This window comes from Eisenbergiella tayi (genome assembly GCF_001881565.1).
In the GTDB taxonomy this organism is placed as follows: domain Bacteria; phylum Bacillota; class Clostridia; order Lachnospirales; family Lachnospiraceae; genus Eisenbergiella; species Eisenbergiella tayi.
In genome coordinates this window covers 426,801-444,151 of record NZ_MPDJ01000004.1, presented here as the reverse complement: position 1 = coordinate 444,151, position 17,351 = coordinate 426,801, and the positions used below count along the sequence as shown (strand labels likewise).

Sequence of the window (17,351 nt, the reverse complement as noted above, 5' to 3'; positions counted from 1 at the left end):
CAGGCTCCTTTCCGGACAAACTATATCTATATGTCCGGAAAGGAGTTTTGTATATGGCAAGTGAAGCGACAGATTCCAAGGAAAAAATGGCGACAAGCCTGGAAGCCAATATGCTCTACATGAACAAGGTCATAAAGGCGGATAAAAATTTCGATGTGATATACCGGGTCATACAGGTCGGTGGAAAAAATGCCTGTATTTACCTGATTGACGGTTTCTGTAAGGATGAAATGATGCAGAAGCTGCTGCAGCATTTCATGGATATTACAGAGGATAACATGCCCAAGGACGCCCATGAAATGTCGAAGGGCTTTGTGCCTTACGTGGAAGTGGATCTTAAGGATACATGGGAAGAAATTCTTTACAGCCTGATGTCCGGCGTATTTCTTCTTTTTGTGGACGGCTTTGACAAATGTATCCTGATAGATTCCAGGACCTATCCTGCCAGAGGGGTGGAGGAACCGGAAAAAGACAAGGTACTCAGGGGATCCAAGGATGGCTTTGTGGAAACCATCGTCTTTAATACGGCGCTCATCCGAAGAAGAATCCGTTCCACAGATCTGGTGATGGAAATGATGCATGCCGGAAAAAGCTCCAAAACAGATATTGTTCTCTGTTATATGGATAACCGGGTGGATCACGCCTTTCTGGAAAAAATCAGGGACAAGATAAAAAATATCCAGGTGGATGCCCTGACAATGAACCAGGAAAGTCTGGCGGAATGCCTTTATGACAGGAGATGGTATAACCCCTTCCCCAAATTTAAGTTTACAGAGCGTCCGGATACGGCATCTGCGCAGGTTCTGGAAGGCAACATTGTTATTCTTGTTGATAATTCTCCTTCCGTATTAATTATGCCGACTTCCATATTTGATGTGGTGGAGGAGGCGGATGATTATTATTTCCCTCCCATTACCGGTACGTATCTGAGATTTTCCCGTTTTATTATCGCCCTGCTTACTTATCTGATGACGCCGACCTTCCTTCTTCTGATGGAGTACCCTCATTTGATACCGAAAGGCTTTGAATTCATCATGGTGAGGGATACGGTGAATGTTCCCCTCATATGGCAGTTCCTCATATTGGAGCTGGCTATCGACGGCCTCCGTCTGGCGGCGGTGAATACGCCGAATATGCTGAGTACGCCTCTGAGTGTCATGGCAGCGCTGGTGCTGGGTGAATTTTCCGTCAACAGCGGCTGGTTCAATTCGGAGGTCATGCTGTATATGGCTTTTGTTGCGATCGCCAATTATACACAGTCGAGCTATGAATTGGGCTATGCCCTGAAATTCATGCGCATTATAAACCTGATACTCACGGCGGTTTTCGGAGTGTGGGGATATGGTGCAGGAATCCTGCTCACCGTCATTTTCATGGTGACAAACCGTACTGTTTCTGATCAGAGCTATATTTACCCTGTAGTTCCGTTCAATGCCAAACAGCTTGCAAAGCGGCTGTTCCGCCTGCGGCTCCCCGGAGCGCTGGATCCGGTGGATAAAAAGGGGAATAAGTAAAACAGCATAAGCCATACACGGAAAAACAGATATTTTCATGCGCCGGCAGCCCGCGAGGGGAAAGGCCCCGCAGGAAAGTATCTGTTTTTTTATTGTGCGCAGGGCACACCCATGCTAAAATAAGAAAGAAAAAAATCGGAACGGCGAGGAGGAAGAGAATGGCTGAATTTAAAATCATAACAGACAGTACGGCTGATCTGCCTGGAGAATACATAGAGCAGAATCATCTGGGAATGATGGTTCTGCCTTATATTGTGAACGAAGAACCCTATGGTATTGACAAAGAAATGGATGTTAAGGAATTCTACCAGCAGATGCGTGGAGGGATGATGCCTACCACATCCCAGGTGAACCCGGAAACGGCAAAGGAATATCTGGAAAAATATCTGGAAGAATGCAGCGAGCTTCTGGTACTCAGCTTTTCTTCAGGACTGAGCGGAACCTGCGGGAATGTATTTACAGCAGCCGCGGAAATTATGGAAGAAAGAAAAGACTGCAGGATTATTGTTGTGGATACCCTTTGCGCCTCCCTGGGAGAGGGGCTTTTGGTCCACAAAGCGGTGGAGATGAAGAAGGCAGGGAAGAGCCTGGATGAAACCGCGGAATGGGTGGAAAAGCATAAGCTGAACATGGTGCATGTTTTTACGGTAGATGACCTTTTTAACCTGCACAGAGGAGGACGGGTGAGCAGGGCAACTGCTATTGTGGGCACGCTGGCGTCTATTAAGCCCCTGCTTCATGTGGATGATGAGGGACATCTGGTTGCTGTGGGAAAGGTCCGCGGCAGGAAGAAATCCCTGAACAGTCTGGTGGATATGATGGAAAAGCAGATAGGGAGCTTCCGGGATAAAAATGACTGCTTTTTCATCAGCCATGGTGATGCACTGGAAGATGCGGAATATGTCCGCGATCTGGTGAAAGAAAAATTCGGTATCAGTGACTGTATGATAAATACAATAGGCCCTACCATCGGAGCCCATTCCGGTCCGGGAACAGTCGCTTTATTTTTCTTTGGGGATAACAGATAAAAAGGCCGGTATGCCGGAGGCTGATAAGCAAAGACAGGGCCCGGGCCGTAGGACCCGGGCTGATTTAAGAAAATTAATTTTTGCACTTATCGAATTCAGGATTGAAGGCATAGAAATTTTTGCTGTCAAGTTTATCCTGGACGATACGGAGCGCTTCTCCGAAACGCTGGAAGTGAACGATTTCACGTTCCCGAAGGAAACGGATGGGAGCGGCAACATCAGGATCCTTTATGGTCCTTAAAATGTTGTCGTAGGTAGTGCGGGCCTTTTGCTCTGCAGCCATATCCTCAGTCAGATCGGTGATGATATCACCCTTGGACTGGAATTCACAGGAATTGAAGGGGATTCCGCCGGCAGCCTGAGGCCAGAGGGCGGTAGTATGGTCAATATAATAAGGGCCGAAGCCGGAGTTTTCAATTTCTTCCATGGACAGATTTTTGGTCAGCTGGTAAACGATAGCACCGATCATTTCAAAATGCGCCAGTTCTTCGGTCCCTATGTCTGTGAGCAGACCCGAAACTTCTCTGTACGGCATGGTATAACGCTGGGAGAGATAGCGCATGGAAGCGCCTAATTCTCCGTCCGGTCCGCCGTACTGGGAGATAATGAACTGTGCCAGCTTTGCATTGGGTTCCGTGATTTTAATCGGGAACTGCAGTCTTTTTTCATAATTCCACATTTACGCTTCACACCCCTTCCCATGGAAGAGGCGCCAGGCCCCAATTCCATTCTCTGTTATTAGGATCCACAGTTGCCAGGTTCAGCGGAAAATACTTGTCGGCAAATTCCGCGGACATTTTATTCAGCATCCGGTTGTAATAGTTGAAATAATTCAGCGCTTCTCTGTCAAAGGGATGGGTATCCAGATATTCGGTGAGCTCTACCACTACAAAGCTTACTATGCTGATGTTGTGCAGGCTGTGTTCCTGTTCCGGGTTCGCGCAGGGAGGGCAATTCTGACAACTCATTTTACACATCTCCTTCCTGTAAAGGGTTTGATCAATTCAGGAAAGATAGTACCGCATTTAAAAGCCTCGTCCAGATCCTCACAGATGTTGGTCATATGCTGCCAGGGGACATAAGCCATGGCTATGGGAAACTGTTCAAGGCGTTCGTCATAGTTATAATCCTGCATAAAACTCCTCTCATATACTACATTAATATTTAATAATATAATATGTGGAGGGTTTGTTTTTTGCTACTTAATAACGCCCGCTTTCATGCTGTTCATTCAGCCAGCGGATCAAATCAGGCATGGAGTCAGGCGTATTCGGGAATTCTCTGGTGATTTTCTGATCCTCCGGTGTTTTTACAAAACAGAATTTATCCGGATATACGGTGGCCGAAAGCTGATCCCCTTTTTTCTCAAGATAGTAGCGCATTCCCTGATAGCTTCCTGTCTGCGCCTCCTTCTGAATAAAGTTAAAAGATATTTCTTCTTTTTTTATCATAATAATCTCATCCCTTTCTTTTCTCCAGGTTAAAAACAGTATAGCATTTCTTTTCCCGAAAGAAAATCTCTTTCCCAGCAAAGGAAGGTTGACATTTTCAAACTGGTAGAATATAATCCTAATTGAGAATGATTATCAAATAACTGCAGAGGAAGGACGAAGCTGTCATGACACTCTATGAAGGGCGGGTAGGAGGCCAGTACCTTGTGGAAGATATTAAGATAGAATCTGAAATATCAAGAAGACTGCAGGCACTGGGCTTGATCGAAGGAACGAGACTGAAAATGCTGAACCGCAAAGGGAATGGTTCGCTGATTATTTACGTGAGAGGAACACGGCTGGCCCTGGGAAGACATATCACCTCCGGTATTGATGTGAAGGAGGCGGAAGAGATTGAGGAAGGATAACCATGTGCATGTGGCGTTTGTGGGCAATCCCAACTGCGGAAAGACCACGTTGTTTAATGCGATTACGGGTTCGAAGCTGAAGGTGGCTAACTGGCCGGGAGTCACCGTGGAAAAATACGAAGGGAATCTGCAATATGAAGGTTATGAGCTGAAGCTGGTGGATACACCCGGCATTTATTCCCTGACTTCCTATACAATTGAGGAAAAGGTGACGCGCAGATGTGTGCTGGATGATGATATCGAAGTCATTGTCAATGTGGTTGACGCTTCCTGCCTGGAACGGAACCTGTATCTGACATTGCAGCTGCTGGAGCTTGGAAAGCCGGTGATTCTGGCTTTAAACATGATGGATATCGTGAAGGAACGGGGGATGGAAATCGATCTGCACCGTCTGCCCGAAATGCTGGGGGATATCCCGGTAGTGCCTGTTTCCGCGGCAAGGAGGACGGGCCTTGATATTCTCATGCATGCGGTTGTGCACCATTACGAGGAAGGCCCGAAAAAGGATATCCTGGATTATGGAGAAGAGGTGGAGGAGAAGCTTTCGGAACTGGAAGAACGCATGCAGTCCTGTTATCCCAATCATTCGTCCATCCGCTGGCACGCGATAAAGCTTTTGGAGGATGATGAGGAAGTGAAGAAGGATCATCCACTGGAAGTGGATGCCCTTGCAGAACACAGCTATGAAAAGGTAATTGCCCGGAAAAAATACGAGTATATTGAGAAAATAATGGAAGAGGTGCTTTTTTATAAGGACAGGAAAGCGGCAAGCACGGATCGGATTGATAAGATCATGACGCATCCGGTCTGGGGTGTCCCGGTTTTTCTGTGTATCATGGCGCTAGTATTTTTCCTGACATTTTTTGTGGGGGATTTTCTGAAGGGCGGACTGGAATACGCGCTTGCCGTTTTTTCGGATTTTGTGAGGACAGGTCTGGAAGGGCTTCACGTGACCGGATGGATGATTTCCCTTGTGGTGGATGGGGTAATTGCCGGTGTGGGAGGTATCCTGACCTTTATCCCCAACATATTCATCCTGTTTCTGGCGCTTGCCATTCTGGAGGACAGCGGTTACATGGCCAGGGTGGCCTATGTTATGGACGGGATTATGGGAAAGGTGGGGCTGTCCGGCAGGGCATTTCTTCCCATGGTGCTGGGCTTCGGCTGTACGGTTCCGGCGATCATGGCGACAAGGGCGCTGGAAACGGAGCATGACAGAAGAAGGACAATGATAGTAACGCCTTTTATGTCCTGTTCGGCGAGACTGCCTGTTTATGTCCTGTTTTCAGGGATGTTTTTTCCCCGATGTGCCATGCTTGTTGCCTTTTCCATGTATGTCATCGGTATGGCAGCGGGTATTCTGGTGGCCTTTGTCCAGCACAAGCTGGAAAAGGGAAGAGTCAATCAGTCGCTGATGATAGAGCTTCCGGAATATAAAAGGCCTAATGCAAGGACAATCCGTACCTATGTGTGGAATAAGCTGAAGGATTATCTGACGAAGGCGGGCACTACCATATTTATTGCATCCATTATTATATGGTTCATCCTGAATTTCGGGGTTCATGGCATGGTGACGGATCCTTCGGAAAGCTTTGGCGCCGCTCTGGGCCGGTTCCTGGTGCCGGTATTAAAGCCTGCCGGACTGGGACTGTGGCAGATTGCGGTCGCCCTGATATCCGGAATATCGGCGAAAGAAGTGGTGGTTTCCTCCTTTTCCGTGTTATTCGGAGTTTCCAATATTAATTCGGCTGCGGGTATGGCCGCCGTCATTGACAATATCCGGCGGTTTGATCCAACCTTCGGCGGGTTAAATGCTTTCTGCCTGATGCTTTTCTGCCTGCTTTACGTCCCCTGTGCGGCAACCCTGGCAACCATTAAAAAGGAAAGCGGTTCCTGGAAATTTACTTCGGCGGTCATGGTTTTCCAAATCGGGCTGGCATGGCTGGTGAGTGTGCTGGTATTTCAGATCGGCAGTATTTTTCTCTGATATAATCTTGATTTAACGGTCAATTTGTGTAAAAATAGGAAAAGATGGAAAAGCTAAAACATGGCAGCTGTATAGCGGGTGCCATGTTTTGCGGTTGAAGAAAAAAGCCGCATTGATTATAAATACAGGAATGGAGGACGCAGGTGAGAGGAATTGACACTCAGGTAAGGCAAATCCGCAGGCGTGTTTTTAAGGAAATAGCCAATCTGGCATATACTTCGGAAAATCTGAAGGATGATGTGGAAGCCCTGCCTTATAAAATAGTAGGAGCGGAAGCCCCGGCTTACAGGGACAGTATTTACAGAGAGAGGGCGGTGGTAACGGAACGCATCCGTATGGCCATGGGACTTTCCCTCCGGCCGGAGAATGTGCCGGTCCATCTGACCCAGGGGCTGGACGAGAGTAATATCGATCAGAAATATTATGAACCGCCGCTGGTACAGGTGATCCCGTCTGCATGCAATGCCTGTCCGGTGAACCGCTACGTGGTTACGGACAAATGCAGGGGCTGTATGGCTCATCCCTGCCAGGAGGTATGCCCCAAGGAAGCGGTCTCTATGGTGAACGGGAAGTCCCATATTGATCCGGAAAAATGTATCCGGTGCGGTAAATGCAAGGCTATCTGCCCTTACGACGCGATCAGCCATCAGGTGCGCCCCTGTGCCCTGGCCTGCGGTGTGGGTGCGATTGAGAGTGATGAACAGGGCCGTGCGGTCATAAATGAAGAAAAGTGCGTTTCCTGCGGACAGTGTATGGTAAACTGCCCGTTCGGAGCCATAGCGGATAAATCCCAGATCTTCCAGCTCATCCGGGCTATCCAGTCCGGAAGGAAAATCATCGCCCAGGTAGCGCCTGCCTTTGTGGGGCAGTTCGGGCCGGGGGTGACGCCGGATATGATTAAGACAGCATTAAAGCAGCTGGGCTTTGCGGATGTATATGAGACCGCCATCGGAGCGGATATCGGAGCCGCTGCGGAAGCGGAGCATTATGTCCATGCGGTGGCGACAGGGGAGCTTCCCTTTCTGCTCACGTCCTGCTGTCCGTCCTGGTCCATGCTGGCAAAGAAGTTCTTTCCTGAAACCATTGACAATATTTCCAATGCCCTTACCCCCATGGTGGCTACCGCGCGCAAGATCAAAGCGGAGCATCCGGACGCTTCCGTGGTGTTCATAGGGCCCTGTGCATCCAAGAAGCTGGAGGCATCCAGAAAGAGTGTGCGCTCGGATGTGGATTTTGTCATCACCTTTGAAGAACTGGCGGGCATGTTTGATGCCAGGGGGATTGAACTGAAAGGGATTCAGGCGGAAGATAAGCTGGAGGATGCCACAGGGGCGGGCCGCGGCTACGGCGTGGCAGGAGGCGTTGCCAGTGCCATTGAAGCCTGTATCCGGGAATATTATCCGGATGTGGATGTGAATATAGAACATGCGGAAAGCCTGGCCGAATGCCGGAAAATGCTGATGCTGGCGAAGGCAGGGAAGAAAAACGGCTGTCTGATAGAGGGTATGGCGTGTCCGGGAGGCTGTATTGCAGGCGCAGGAACCAATATTGCAATTCCCCAGGCAATGAAAGAAGTAAATGCCTTCAAGACAGCGGCGGAGAAGAAAATACCTGATATTTCCGCGGCGGAAGAAGAAAAAGCACTAATGAAAAAATGAGTAAAAAATGTAATTGTCCAGAAGCCCCTCCCCGCCAGAGGAGAACGCGTCTCCGGATGCGGCCGCCCTTTGCCCTGCCGCATCCCCGGCCATACAGAGGTCCTTAGAGGGGACGCTTCCGCTCGGATAACCACGCAGCGGTACTAAGGCTGCAAAGGACACAGCCTAAGGATCGGCGTGTTTATAACGCCCCTTACAGGATCCTCTGTATGGCCGGGGATGCGGCAGGGCAAAGGGCGGCCGCATCCGGAGACGCGTTCTCCTCTGGCGGGGAGGGGCTTCTGGACAATTAAAATAATAAGGAAAGCGAAGGATAAGACAAGTGACTAAAATAAGAACCCGTTTTGCACCAAGCCCCACAGGACGTATGCATGTGGGAAATCTGCGTACTGCTTTATACGCCTATTTGATTGCCAAGCATGAAGGCGGAGATTTCATTCTTCGGATTGAGGACACGGATCAGGAACGTTTCGTGGAGGGGGCCGTGGAGATCATTTACAGGACACTGGAAAAAACAGGCCTTAAGCATGATGAAGGCCCGGATAAGGACGGCGGTGTCGGCCCTTACGTCCAGAGTGAGCGCCAGGCGCAGGGAATTTATCTCGAATATGCCAGGAAGCTGGTGGAAAAAGGAGAGGCTTATTACTGCTTCTGTGATAAAGAGAGATTGGCTACTCTGACCCGGACGGTGGCAGGGAAAGAGATCAATATATATGATAAGCATTGTCTCAGCCTGACCCGTGAGGAAGTGGAAGAAAAGCTGGCGGCGGGTGTGCCCTATGTTATCCGCCAGAATAACCCCACCGAGGGAACCACAACCTTCCATGATGAAATTTACGGGGACATCACCGTGGACAATGCGGAGCTGGATGACATGATCCTCATCAAATCCGACGGATATCCCACCTATAATTTTGCCAACGTTGTGGATGATCATCTTATGGGCATCACCCACGTGGTGAGAGGAAACGAGTACCTTTCCTCCTCTCCCAAATATAACAGGCTTTATGAAGCGTTTGGGTGGGAGGTGCCTGTATATGTGCACTGTCCGCTGATTACGGATGAGGAGCATCATAAGCTTTCCAAACGCTGCGGCCATTCCTCCTATGAGGATTTGGTGGAACAGGGCTTTCTGACGGAGGCGATTGTGAATTTTGTAGCGCTTCTTGGCTGGAGCCCGGAAAATAATGAAGAGATCTTTTCTCTGGAGGAGCTTACCCGGGAATTCGATTATCGTCATATGTCCAAGTCTCCCGCAGTTTTTGACTATACAAAGCTGAAATGGATGAATGGGGAATACATTAAGGCCATGGATTTTGACAGGTTTTACGGGATGGCCGAGCCTTACCTGAAAAAAGCGCTTCCCGGAAATCTGGATCACAAGGCCATTGCGGAAATGGTGAAGACCAGAATTGAAGTATTTCCGGACATTGAGGAGCTGGTGGATTTCTTCGCGAAGCTGCCGGAATATGATGTGGCAATGTATACCCATAAGAAGATGAAGACCAACAGTGAAAGCTCTCTGGAGGTGCTGACTGAGCTGCTTCCTCTTCTGGAGGCCCAGGAGGATTACAGCAATGATGCGCTGTATCAGACACTGGTGTCTTATGTGGAGAAAAAGGGATGTAAAAACGGTTACGTAATGTGGCCGGTCCGTACTGCGGTTTCCGGAAAGCAGATGACGCCCGCAGGAGCTACGGAAATTATGTCTGTTCTGGGTAAAGAGGAATCTCTTGCGCGCATCCGCGTGGCAATTGAGATGCTGAAAAGTGCCTGTGCATAACCTTACGGAAAGTAATGGAGCCAATCGCGGCCAATGGGAAGCGATCCGGCACGGAAGCGGGCCCCTGCTTGTTCTTGCAGGGCCCGGTTCCGGAAAAACCTTCGTCATTATCCGGAGAATTCTGCATCTCGTGGAAAACAGGGGAGTGGATCCATCCTCCATCCTTGTAATAACCTTTACCAAAGCCGCGGCAAAGGAGATGAAGGAACGTTTTTCTGCAAATACGGATGGGAAGCATTATCCCGTAAATTTCGGGACCTTCCATGCCGTCTATTATCACATTCTTAAAACCTCTTATCATTACCATTCCGGTAATATTATTTCCGATTATGAAAAGAAAGAAATCCTGAAAACCATATTATCCTGTCCCTCCTGTACTTATCCGCCGGCAGGCCTTGTTTCCGCGAAAATCTCAACTTCCATGGATATATCCATGGATCCCCTGGCGGCAGATGAAAATATAGATAACCTGCTGGCTGAAATCAGCCGGTTTAAAAATAATGGGTGCCGTCAGGAAAACACAGGAGAGCTGCAGCAGGAAGGGTTTCCCGCAATTTTCAATGCCTACGAGGAAGAACTGAAGCGGAGAGGAAAGCTGGATTTCGATGATATGGTGCTCAAGTGCCATAAGCTTCTCACCGACAGGCCTGATATCTGCAAAAGCTGGCAGGAAAAGTTTAAGTATATCCTGGTGGATGAATTTCAGGATATCAACCCTGTCCAATACGATGTGCTGCGTCTTCTGGCCCTGCCGGAAAACAACCTGTTTATCGTGGGAGACGACGATCAGTCCATCTATGCCTTCCGGGGAGCCAGGCCGGAAATTATGCTGGGGTTTCTGAAGGACTACCCGGATGCGGGTAAGGTACAGCTGGAAATGAACTATCGCAGCACGCCTGAAATTATCAGAAGCGCGGGACGGCTCATTTCCGCCAATAAGAACCGGTATGCCAAAAAGGCTGTGGCTGCGGTCCGGGAAGGGCAGCCGGTTATCTTCCGGGGCTTTGTTACAAGGGAAGAAGAAAATGAAGAGATAGCGAAAGAAATAGCGGAGAGAATGGCTATGACCGGGGAAAAGCCGGGGGAAACGGCCATCATTTACCGGACGAATCAGGATGCCGGCGCGATGGCCGCCAAACTGGCCGAAAAAGGGATTCCATTCCGGATGAGAGAAAAAATCAAAAATCCTTACAGGCAGAAGATACCCCAGGATATTCTGGCTTATCTGGAATTTGCCATGGGAGGGCAGTACAGAAAGGACTTTTACAGGATTATGAATAAGCCCCTGCGTTATATCAGCCGGAAGGCCGCTGTGAGGGAGAGGGTGGATTTTGGTGAACTTCTTTTCTTTTATCGGGAAAAGCCCTATATGAAAGATATCCTGCGGCGGTTCCAGCTGGATACGGAGAGCATAAAGAAAATGGATCTGTACGCGGCGGTCAATTATATACGAAAAGGAATGGGCTATGATGAATTCCTGAGAAAACAGGAAGCGGAAGAGGGAAAGGAACGGGGCACGCTCCTGAAGGAAGCGGAATGGATGCAGCAGCAGATGAAAAAATTCTGCTGTCCGGAGGAGCTTAAAGACCATATCCTTGCCTGTGAAAGAGAGCTGGAGAAGGCGGAAAAGAATAAGGAGGATGGGGACGGGGTATATATTCTCACCATGCATGCCTCCAAAGGACTGGAATTTAATACCGTTTATATTCCCGACTGCAATGAAGGGATAATCCCCCATAAAAAAAGCATGAAGGGAGAGGCGGTGGAAGAGGAAAGGCGTATGCTTTATGTTGCCATGACCCGGGCACGCCGCAGGCTTACCATATCCTATGTGGCCGGAACAAAAGAAGAACCGGGATTTCTCTCCCGGTTCCTTACTGAGCTTGGCAGATAAATGCCGGCCTATTCATTTTCAGGCTCAATCAATTCATCAAACTCACAACTGTCCAGATATTCGTCGAATGCATCAGCAACCATTTCATACTCATCGTCATCCTCAATGAAACGCAGTTCAGGTTCTGCATTGGGATCATCTTCCTTTTCAGAATAACCGTAGAACCAAACTTCTCCGTCTTCATTCTGACCGTTTTCATTCAGCGGAAGCAGTACGATATAGCTTTTCTCTGCTACATCAAGAATTGTGATGACCGCACAGTTTACGAGAGTGCCGTCTTCGAGCTCAAGCTCTACGCTCATCTCTTCTTCAGGTTCACCTGAAGGCCTATTAAGGTTATCCTCGCTCATGAAAAATCCTCCATTATAAATTATCAGCAGCATATTCATTCTAACCGATGTTTGTCCCGGATGCAAGGGTATGGATAAAAAACATCTCCGCCGCCCCTGCCCTGCCTCCATCCGTCCTGCCGCCCCTGATGTCCTCCCTGTGCGGCCGCCGCCCTGCAAGGTTCCTTACAGGGGACGCTTTCGCTTGGATAATCACGCAGCGGTACTAAGGCTGCAAAAGACGCAGCCTAAGGACCGGCGTGTTTATAACACCCCTTACAGGAATCCTTGCAGGGCGGCGGCCGCACAGGGAGGACATCAGGGGCGGCAGGGCGGATGGAGGCAGGGCAGGGGCGGCGGAGATGTTTTTTATCCATACCCTGGATGCAAGATAAACTGGTAAGAGAAGGTAAGGTGTGGTATAATGTACGCAATGAGCAGGTCGGTATTTCCGTGTTCAGACGGCGGTCTGCCGCCTGAGTCTGCAGAATAGAAACAGGAGATAATCCATATATGACACCGAGACACAATTTCAAAATTCTCCCTGGGACACCGTACCCTATGGGTGTATCCCTCACCTCTGATGGTAAAGTAAATTTTGCCGCCGCGCTTCACACCAAAGAAGAATGCGGTGTGCTTTTATATCTGCATACGGCAGGTAAGCCGCTGCATCTTCCTTTTACGGATAAGAACCGTGTGGGTAATATTTACTGCATGCAGCTGGAAGGGCTTGCCGATGTACAATTCCAGTATAATTTCTATGCCGGAGAGGATATTATTACAGATCCCTATGCCGGGGTGATATACGGAAATGAACGCTGGGGCAGGCAGGCGGAGCCTAGGCTTCGCGGCGGTATGTGCAGGCATTGTTATGACTGGGAGAATGACGCTCCTCTGATGACTCCTTTGTCGGATACCGTTCTGTACCTGATTCATCCCAGAGGCTTTACATGCCATTCTTCTTCCGGTGTGCAGCACAGAGGGACCTATGCGGGAATTACGGAAAAGCTCCCGTATCTGAAGGAGCTGGGGATTACCGCAGTGGAGCTGATGCCCTCCTATGAGTTCCTGGAGCTGGAAAAGCAGGAGCGCCGGGAAAGAAGCATGGATGAGGCCAGGAATCACTATATGGATCTGCCTGAAGAGAAGGACAAGCCTCCCCGGATTAATTACTGGGGTTATAAAAGAGGCTATTACTTTGCTCCGAAGATGTCATATTCCGCTTCGGACTGTCCGGCGGAAGAATTTAAGGACATGGTAAAGAATGCCCATCAAAATGGCATAGAGGTCATCATGCAGTTTTATTTTCCAGCGGATGTGAAGCGGGCCTATATACTGGAAGTGATTAAATACTGGGTTTTTACCTTCCATGTGGATGGATTCCACCTACTCGGAATGCATATGCCGACGGCTCTGCTCGCTACGGAGCCCATGCTTGGGAACACCAAGCTTTTTTATGAGGATATTCCCTGCGGGGAAATCTATGATAACAATGATATACCCGTATATAAAAACCTGGCGGTATATAACGATGATTTTATGTACGCTGCCCGGCATTTCCTGAAAAGCGACGAGGGTTCCCTTCAGCCCATGCTTGATTTATGGAAGAAAAATCCCAAACAGACGGGCGTTATCAATTATATTACGAACTATTCCGGCTTTACGCTGGCCGATCTGGTGTCTTTTGACAGAAAGCATAATGAAGCCAACGGCGAGGAAAACCGTGACGGGGAAACCTATAATGTCAGCTGGAACTGCGGAGCGGAGGGAAAGACAAGAAAGAAATCCATTCTGGAGCTGCGTCTGAAGCAAATGAAAAATGCCATGCTGCTTCTGCTTACGGCACAGGGAACGCCTATGATAGTCAGCGGCGATGAATTCGGGTTCAGCCATGGGGGAAATAACAATCCCTATTGCCAGGATAACGCGGTGAGCTGGCTGAATTGGAAGCTTATGGAAACGAACCGGGAGTTCTTCTCCTTTGTGAAAGAGGCGGTCGCTTTCCGGAAAAAACATCCTGTGCTCCATCGCCCGGATGAACTGACCATGATGGATTATATTGCCTGCGGTTATCCGGATCTGTCCCTGCACGGAGAGGAAGCCTGGAAGCTGAATGCGGATGGCCTGAGCCGTCAGGCGGGTCTGATGTACTGCGGCTGTTATGCTAAAGTGGATAAAAAGAACAATGACAATTTCATTTATATTGCATATAATATGCATTGGGAAGAACACGATTTTGCTCTGCCCGCCCTTCCTCCCGACCTGAAATGGGCCAAGGTCCTGGATACTGTTTCAGACAGACAGGAAGAGGGAGAGAACGGAAGGACAGCCGCCGTAGCAGGGCGTTCCATACAGATATTTGAAAGCAGAGAAAAAACGGGCAAAGAAAAACAGAAGGCAGGACAGAAAAAGAAGTGACAACAGGAAAGAAGGCATGGAAGCATTTTAAGACAATTACTTACCATAAATATCTGGTTATGAAGGGCTGCTTTGCAGTCGGCCTGTATAAACAGGGACTCACCCATGACCTGTCAAAGTATTCTCCAACGGAATTCCTGGTAGGAGCCAGATATTTTCAGGGAGACAGAAGCCCTAACAATGCGGAGCGTGAAGAAAAAGGGTATTCCAGCGCCTGGCTTCATCATAAAGGAAGAAACAGGCATCATTATGAATACTGGGTCGATTACAGCATAAAGGAAGTGCCCGGGGGGATAGCCCCCATTGAGATGCCGGTTAAGTATGTGGCGGAAATGCTGATGGACCGTATTGCCGCCTCCAAAGTATATAAAGGGAAAATATATACGGATGCGGATCCTCTTTTATATTTTCAGTCGGCCAGGGAAATCCCCATTATGCATGAAAATACAAGAAAGCTTCTTCTGCGTCTGCTGACCATGCTGGCGGAACAGGGAGAAAAAAAGACGTTCGCCTATGTGAAGGGAACGCTTTTAAAAAAGAAACAGAAATAAAGTTGAAGAAAACAGTGGAACCAATACCTCTCCTTTAACATATAGTACTGTAAAGGAGATGAGAATATGAACTGTTTATACTTATTATTACTTTTATGCTGCTGCGGCCAATCAGGTAATTCCGGCTGCCAGAACAACAATTGCGGATGCGGCGGAAGACATCAGCACGGATGCCAGAATAACAATTCCTGCGGCTGCCAGAACAATAATTCCTTCGGCGGCCAGGGCAACAGCTGCGGCTGTGCTGCTCCCTGTGCGGAAAGTACGGTAAGACCTTCCTGTCCCTGTGCTGATGTAAGGCCGGAACCCATTCCCAGGCCGGAGCCCAGACCGAGGACGGAACCCATGCCCAGACCTTATCCCACTTTTTCCGATGGGAAGACCTGCGGCTGTGAAGAATAGCAATAAGGCATTTTCTCCGAAATGCCGGAATATGTGAAGGTAAAGCCCGGCAGGACGGTCCTGCCGGGCTTTTGCAGTGCGCCCGGCGGCGCACGTTTCTAACCGGTGCAAGTCCGGAATCCGCCCGGTAGTGGGAAGGATATAGCCGAAAGCAAGGGTGTCCATCGCGAGGTGGAATCTGAAGGAAGCTGGATGTGGGGAACATACTAACCCATGGGCAAATCTCTGGTCTGACGAACAGAAATCACATCAGGCTATGCATGGGGGTAAGACTGCTGCACAAGTTGAAGCCCGATAACTACACGGAACCATGCATGGTAAATGTGGCAGATGGATGGAGAGAAAGAGACGTGTGGTACCCGGGGAGGTCTGTATGAAATGCTCCGAAAGGAGTAACCACCGCACAAGGAAACGAGGCGGTGCTGAACATGCAGAAGTCAGCAGAGGTCATATTAGCCGAGAGGTGAAGGACCGAATCAATAGGAGTTTTGAGTATAACCGAGAAAGAAGAGAATGACCAATGAATGCAGAAAACATGATAAATAATGGCTGTTCGCAAAGAGATAGTGCGGAACATGAAGGGTATGCGAAAGCGCATCGGTCATTTCATTCGATATGGAAAGAAAGAAACAGTGCACAGCCAGAACTCTTGGAAAAGATACTGTATAAAGGAAATTTAAACAGAGCTTATAAAAGGGTAAAGGCAAACAAGGGTGCTCCAGGAATCGACGGAACCACAGTGGAGGAAATAGGTGCATACCTAAAGGAAAATCAACAGACTATTATTGCAAGAATCTATAAAGGGAAATATACCCCCGACGCAGTAAGACGGGTTGAAATTCCAAAACCGGACGGTGGAATGCGAAAGCTTGGTATTCCAACAGTCAAAGACCGTATATTCCAACAAGCCATAACACAAGAGCTTATGCCTATCTATGAGCCGTTGTTTTCCGACAATAGCTATGGTTATCGTCCAGGTCGGAGCGCAAAAGACGCCATAAAACGGATAAAGGAGTACGCAGAACAAGGATATATCCATGCGGTTGCTTTAGACATATCCAAGTACTTCGATACGCTGAACCATGAAAAGTTACTGAATCTTCTGCGAAAAGAAGTAAAAGACGAAAGAGTGATACAGTGGATTAAGAGATATCTGAAAAGTGGAGTCATGGAAAATGGAGTAGTCATGGAAACAGAAGAAGGTTCGCCACAGGGTGGGAATATTTCTCCATTACTGGCGAATATCTATCTGAATGAGTTTGACCAGGAGTATGAGAAACGTGGTGTGAAGTTCGTCCGGTATGCGGATGATATCGTCCTGCTGGCAAAGAGCGACAGAGGCGCTAAGCGATTACTTGAAACAAGTACGAAATATCTTGAAGGGACACTGAAATTGAAAGTGAATCAAGAGAAAAGCCGAGAGGTCAGTGTATTTGCAATTCGAAATTTTAAGTTTCTTGGCTTTACATTGGGAAAGAACAGAAAGGGTATTTATATCCGAGTTCATGGAAAGTCATGGAAGAAGATGAAGTCAAAGCTGAAAGAACTTAGTTCCCGAAGGTCTGTTCAGAGCATTCGTCCCTCATTGGAAAAGATAAGAGTCTTCATGCGAGGCTGGCTGAATTATTATGGGATTGCAGATATGAAGAAGCGGATAGATGATTTAAACTCATGGCTATATCACAGAATTCGTATGTGTATATGGAAGCAGTGGAAGAAACCAAAGACCAAGAAGAGAAATCTAATGAAACTTGGAATACCCGGATATTTTGCACATCAGGCGGCAAACAGCCGAAAGAAACACTGGTATGTATCGGGAATGGGTGCGGTCAACAGAGCGTTAACAAAAGAAAGACTGATAAACAGCGGCTTCTATGATTTAGCCACAGCCTATCAGTCCGTGCACGTCAACTATTGAAAGCGCCGTGT

General features: G+C 48.3%; 16 protein-coding genes. 11 read left to right on the top strand and 5 right to left on the bottom strand.

Annotated features, from left to right (window positions below; genetic code table 11):
* The first annotated feature begins 53 nt into the window (after positions 1-53).
* Both BLA28_RS16625 and BLA28_RS16620 read left to right on the top strand, forming a co-directional pair.
* Entirely contained in the window at positions 54-1,514 is a 1,461-nt protein-coding gene (locus BLA28_RS16625) for a spore germination protein (protein ID WP_069154178.1), read from the top strand.
* 158 nt (positions 1,515-1,672) lie between these two features.
* Positions 1,673-2,542, top strand: a complete 870-nt coding sequence (locus BLA28_RS16620) for a DegV family protein (protein WP_069158224.1) — start codon at positions 1,673-1,675, stop codon at positions 2,540-2,542.
* 73 nt (positions 2,543-2,615) lie between these two features.
* Here BLA28_RS16620 and BLA28_RS16615 read toward each other — a convergent pair whose 3' ends face one another.
* The 4 genes from BLA28_RS16615 to BLA28_RS16600 form a co-directional block, all read right to left on the bottom strand.
* The gene (locus BLA28_RS16615; RefSeq protein ID WP_009252325.1) at positions 2,616-3,221 is read right to left on the bottom strand and encodes a manganese catalase family protein; all 606 of its coding nucleotides are present in this window, start codon (positions 3,219-3,221) and stop codon (positions 2,616-2,618) included.
* 7 nt (positions 3,222-3,228) lie between these two features.
* Complete coding sequence (locus BLA28_RS16610) at positions 3,229-3,510, bottom strand: spore coat protein CotJB (RefSeq protein ID WP_009252326.1); 282 nt, start codon at positions 3,508-3,510, stop codon at positions 3,229-3,231.
* On the bottom strand, positions 3,507-3,677 hold the full coding sequence (locus BLA28_RS16605) for a spore coat associated protein CotJA (RefSeq protein ID WP_009252327.1): 171 nt from the start codon (positions 3,675-3,677) through the stop codon (positions 3,507-3,509). Before BLA28_RS16605 ends, BLA28_RS16610 begins: the two co-directional genes overlap by 4 nt.
* 67 nt (positions 3,678-3,744) lie before the next feature.
* Positions 3,745-3,993 (bottom strand): hypothetical protein, encoded by a 249-nt coding sequence (locus BLA28_RS16600; protein ID WP_009252328.1) that lies wholly within the window; start codon positions 3,991-3,993, stop codon positions 3,745-3,747.
* A 167-nt stretch (positions 3,994-4,160) separates the two neighbouring features.
* Between BLA28_RS16600 and BLA28_RS16595 the strand changes: the two genes are divergently transcribed.
* The 5 genes from BLA28_RS16595 to BLA28_RS16575 all read left to right on the top strand — a co-directional run bounded on the left by BLA28_RS16595 (position 4,161) and on the right by BLA28_RS16575 (position 11,722).
* Positions 4,161-4,400: a FeoA family protein gene (locus BLA28_RS16595; RefSeq protein ID WP_009252329.1), complete on the top strand. Its 240-nt coding sequence runs from the start codon at positions 4,161-4,163 to the stop codon at positions 4,398-4,400.
* Entirely contained in the window at positions 4,387-6,387 is a 2,001-nt protein-coding gene (gene feoB / locus BLA28_RS16590) for a ferrous iron transport protein B (RefSeq protein ID WP_044972652.1), read from the top strand. The genes BLA28_RS16595 and feoB overlap by 14 nt, the downstream gene beginning before the upstream one ends.
* Before the next feature lie 143 nt (positions 6,388-6,530).
* Positions 6,531-8,045, top strand: coding sequence for a 4Fe-4S dicluster domain-containing protein (locus BLA28_RS16585; protein WP_009252331.1), 1,515 nt, complete (start codon positions 6,531-6,533; stop codon positions 8,043-8,045).
* 322 nt (positions 8,046-8,367) lie between these two features.
* Positions 8,368-9,828: a glutamate--tRNA ligase gene (gene gltX / locus BLA28_RS16580; RefSeq protein ID WP_069158223.1), complete on the top strand. Its 1,461-nt coding sequence runs from the start codon at positions 8,368-8,370 to the stop codon at positions 9,826-9,828.
* Entirely contained in the window at positions 9,815-11,722 is a 1,908-nt protein-coding gene (locus BLA28_RS16575; RefSeq protein ID WP_081330094.1) for an ATP-dependent helicase, read from the top strand. Before gltX ends, BLA28_RS16575 begins: the two co-directional genes overlap by 14 nt.
* Before the next feature lie 8 nt (positions 11,723-11,730).
* Here BLA28_RS16575 and BLA28_RS16570 read toward each other — a convergent pair whose 3' ends face one another.
* Positions 11,731-12,024: a DUF1292 domain-containing protein gene (locus BLA28_RS16570; protein ID WP_330385397.1), complete on the bottom strand. Its 294-nt coding sequence runs from the start codon at positions 12,022-12,024 to the stop codon at positions 11,731-11,733.
* 540 nt (positions 12,025-12,564) lie between these two features.
* Between BLA28_RS16570 and BLA28_RS16565 the strand changes: the two genes are divergently transcribed.
* The 4 genes from BLA28_RS16565 to ltrA all read left to right on the top strand — a co-directional run bounded on the left by BLA28_RS16565 (position 12,565) and on the right by ltrA (position 17,340).
* Positions 12,565-14,469 carry an alpha-amylase family glycosyl hydrolase gene (locus BLA28_RS16565; RefSeq protein WP_069158222.1) on the top strand — a complete coding sequence of 635 codons (1,905 nt, stop codon included), beginning with the start codon at positions 12,565-12,567 and terminating at the stop codon, positions 14,467-14,469.
* Positions 14,466-15,020, top strand: a complete 555-nt coding sequence (locus tag BLA28_RS16560; protein ID WP_009252336.1) for a DUF5662 family protein — start codon at positions 14,466-14,468, stop codon at positions 15,018-15,020. Before BLA28_RS16565 ends, BLA28_RS16560 begins: the two co-directional genes overlap by 4 nt.
* A gap of 66 nt (positions 15,021-15,086) precedes the next feature.
* Entirely contained in the window at positions 15,087-15,422 is a 336-nt protein-coding gene (locus BLA28_RS16555) for a hypothetical protein (RefSeq protein ID WP_050018981.1), read from the top strand.
* A gap of 535 nt (positions 15,423-15,957) precedes the next feature.
* Positions 15,958-17,340: a group II intron reverse transcriptase/maturase gene (ltrA, locus tag BLA28_RS16540; protein ID WP_143131506.1), complete on the top strand. Its 1,383-nt coding sequence runs from the start codon at positions 15,958-15,960 to the stop codon at positions 17,338-17,340.
* Positions 17,341-17,351 lie beyond the last annotated feature (11 nt).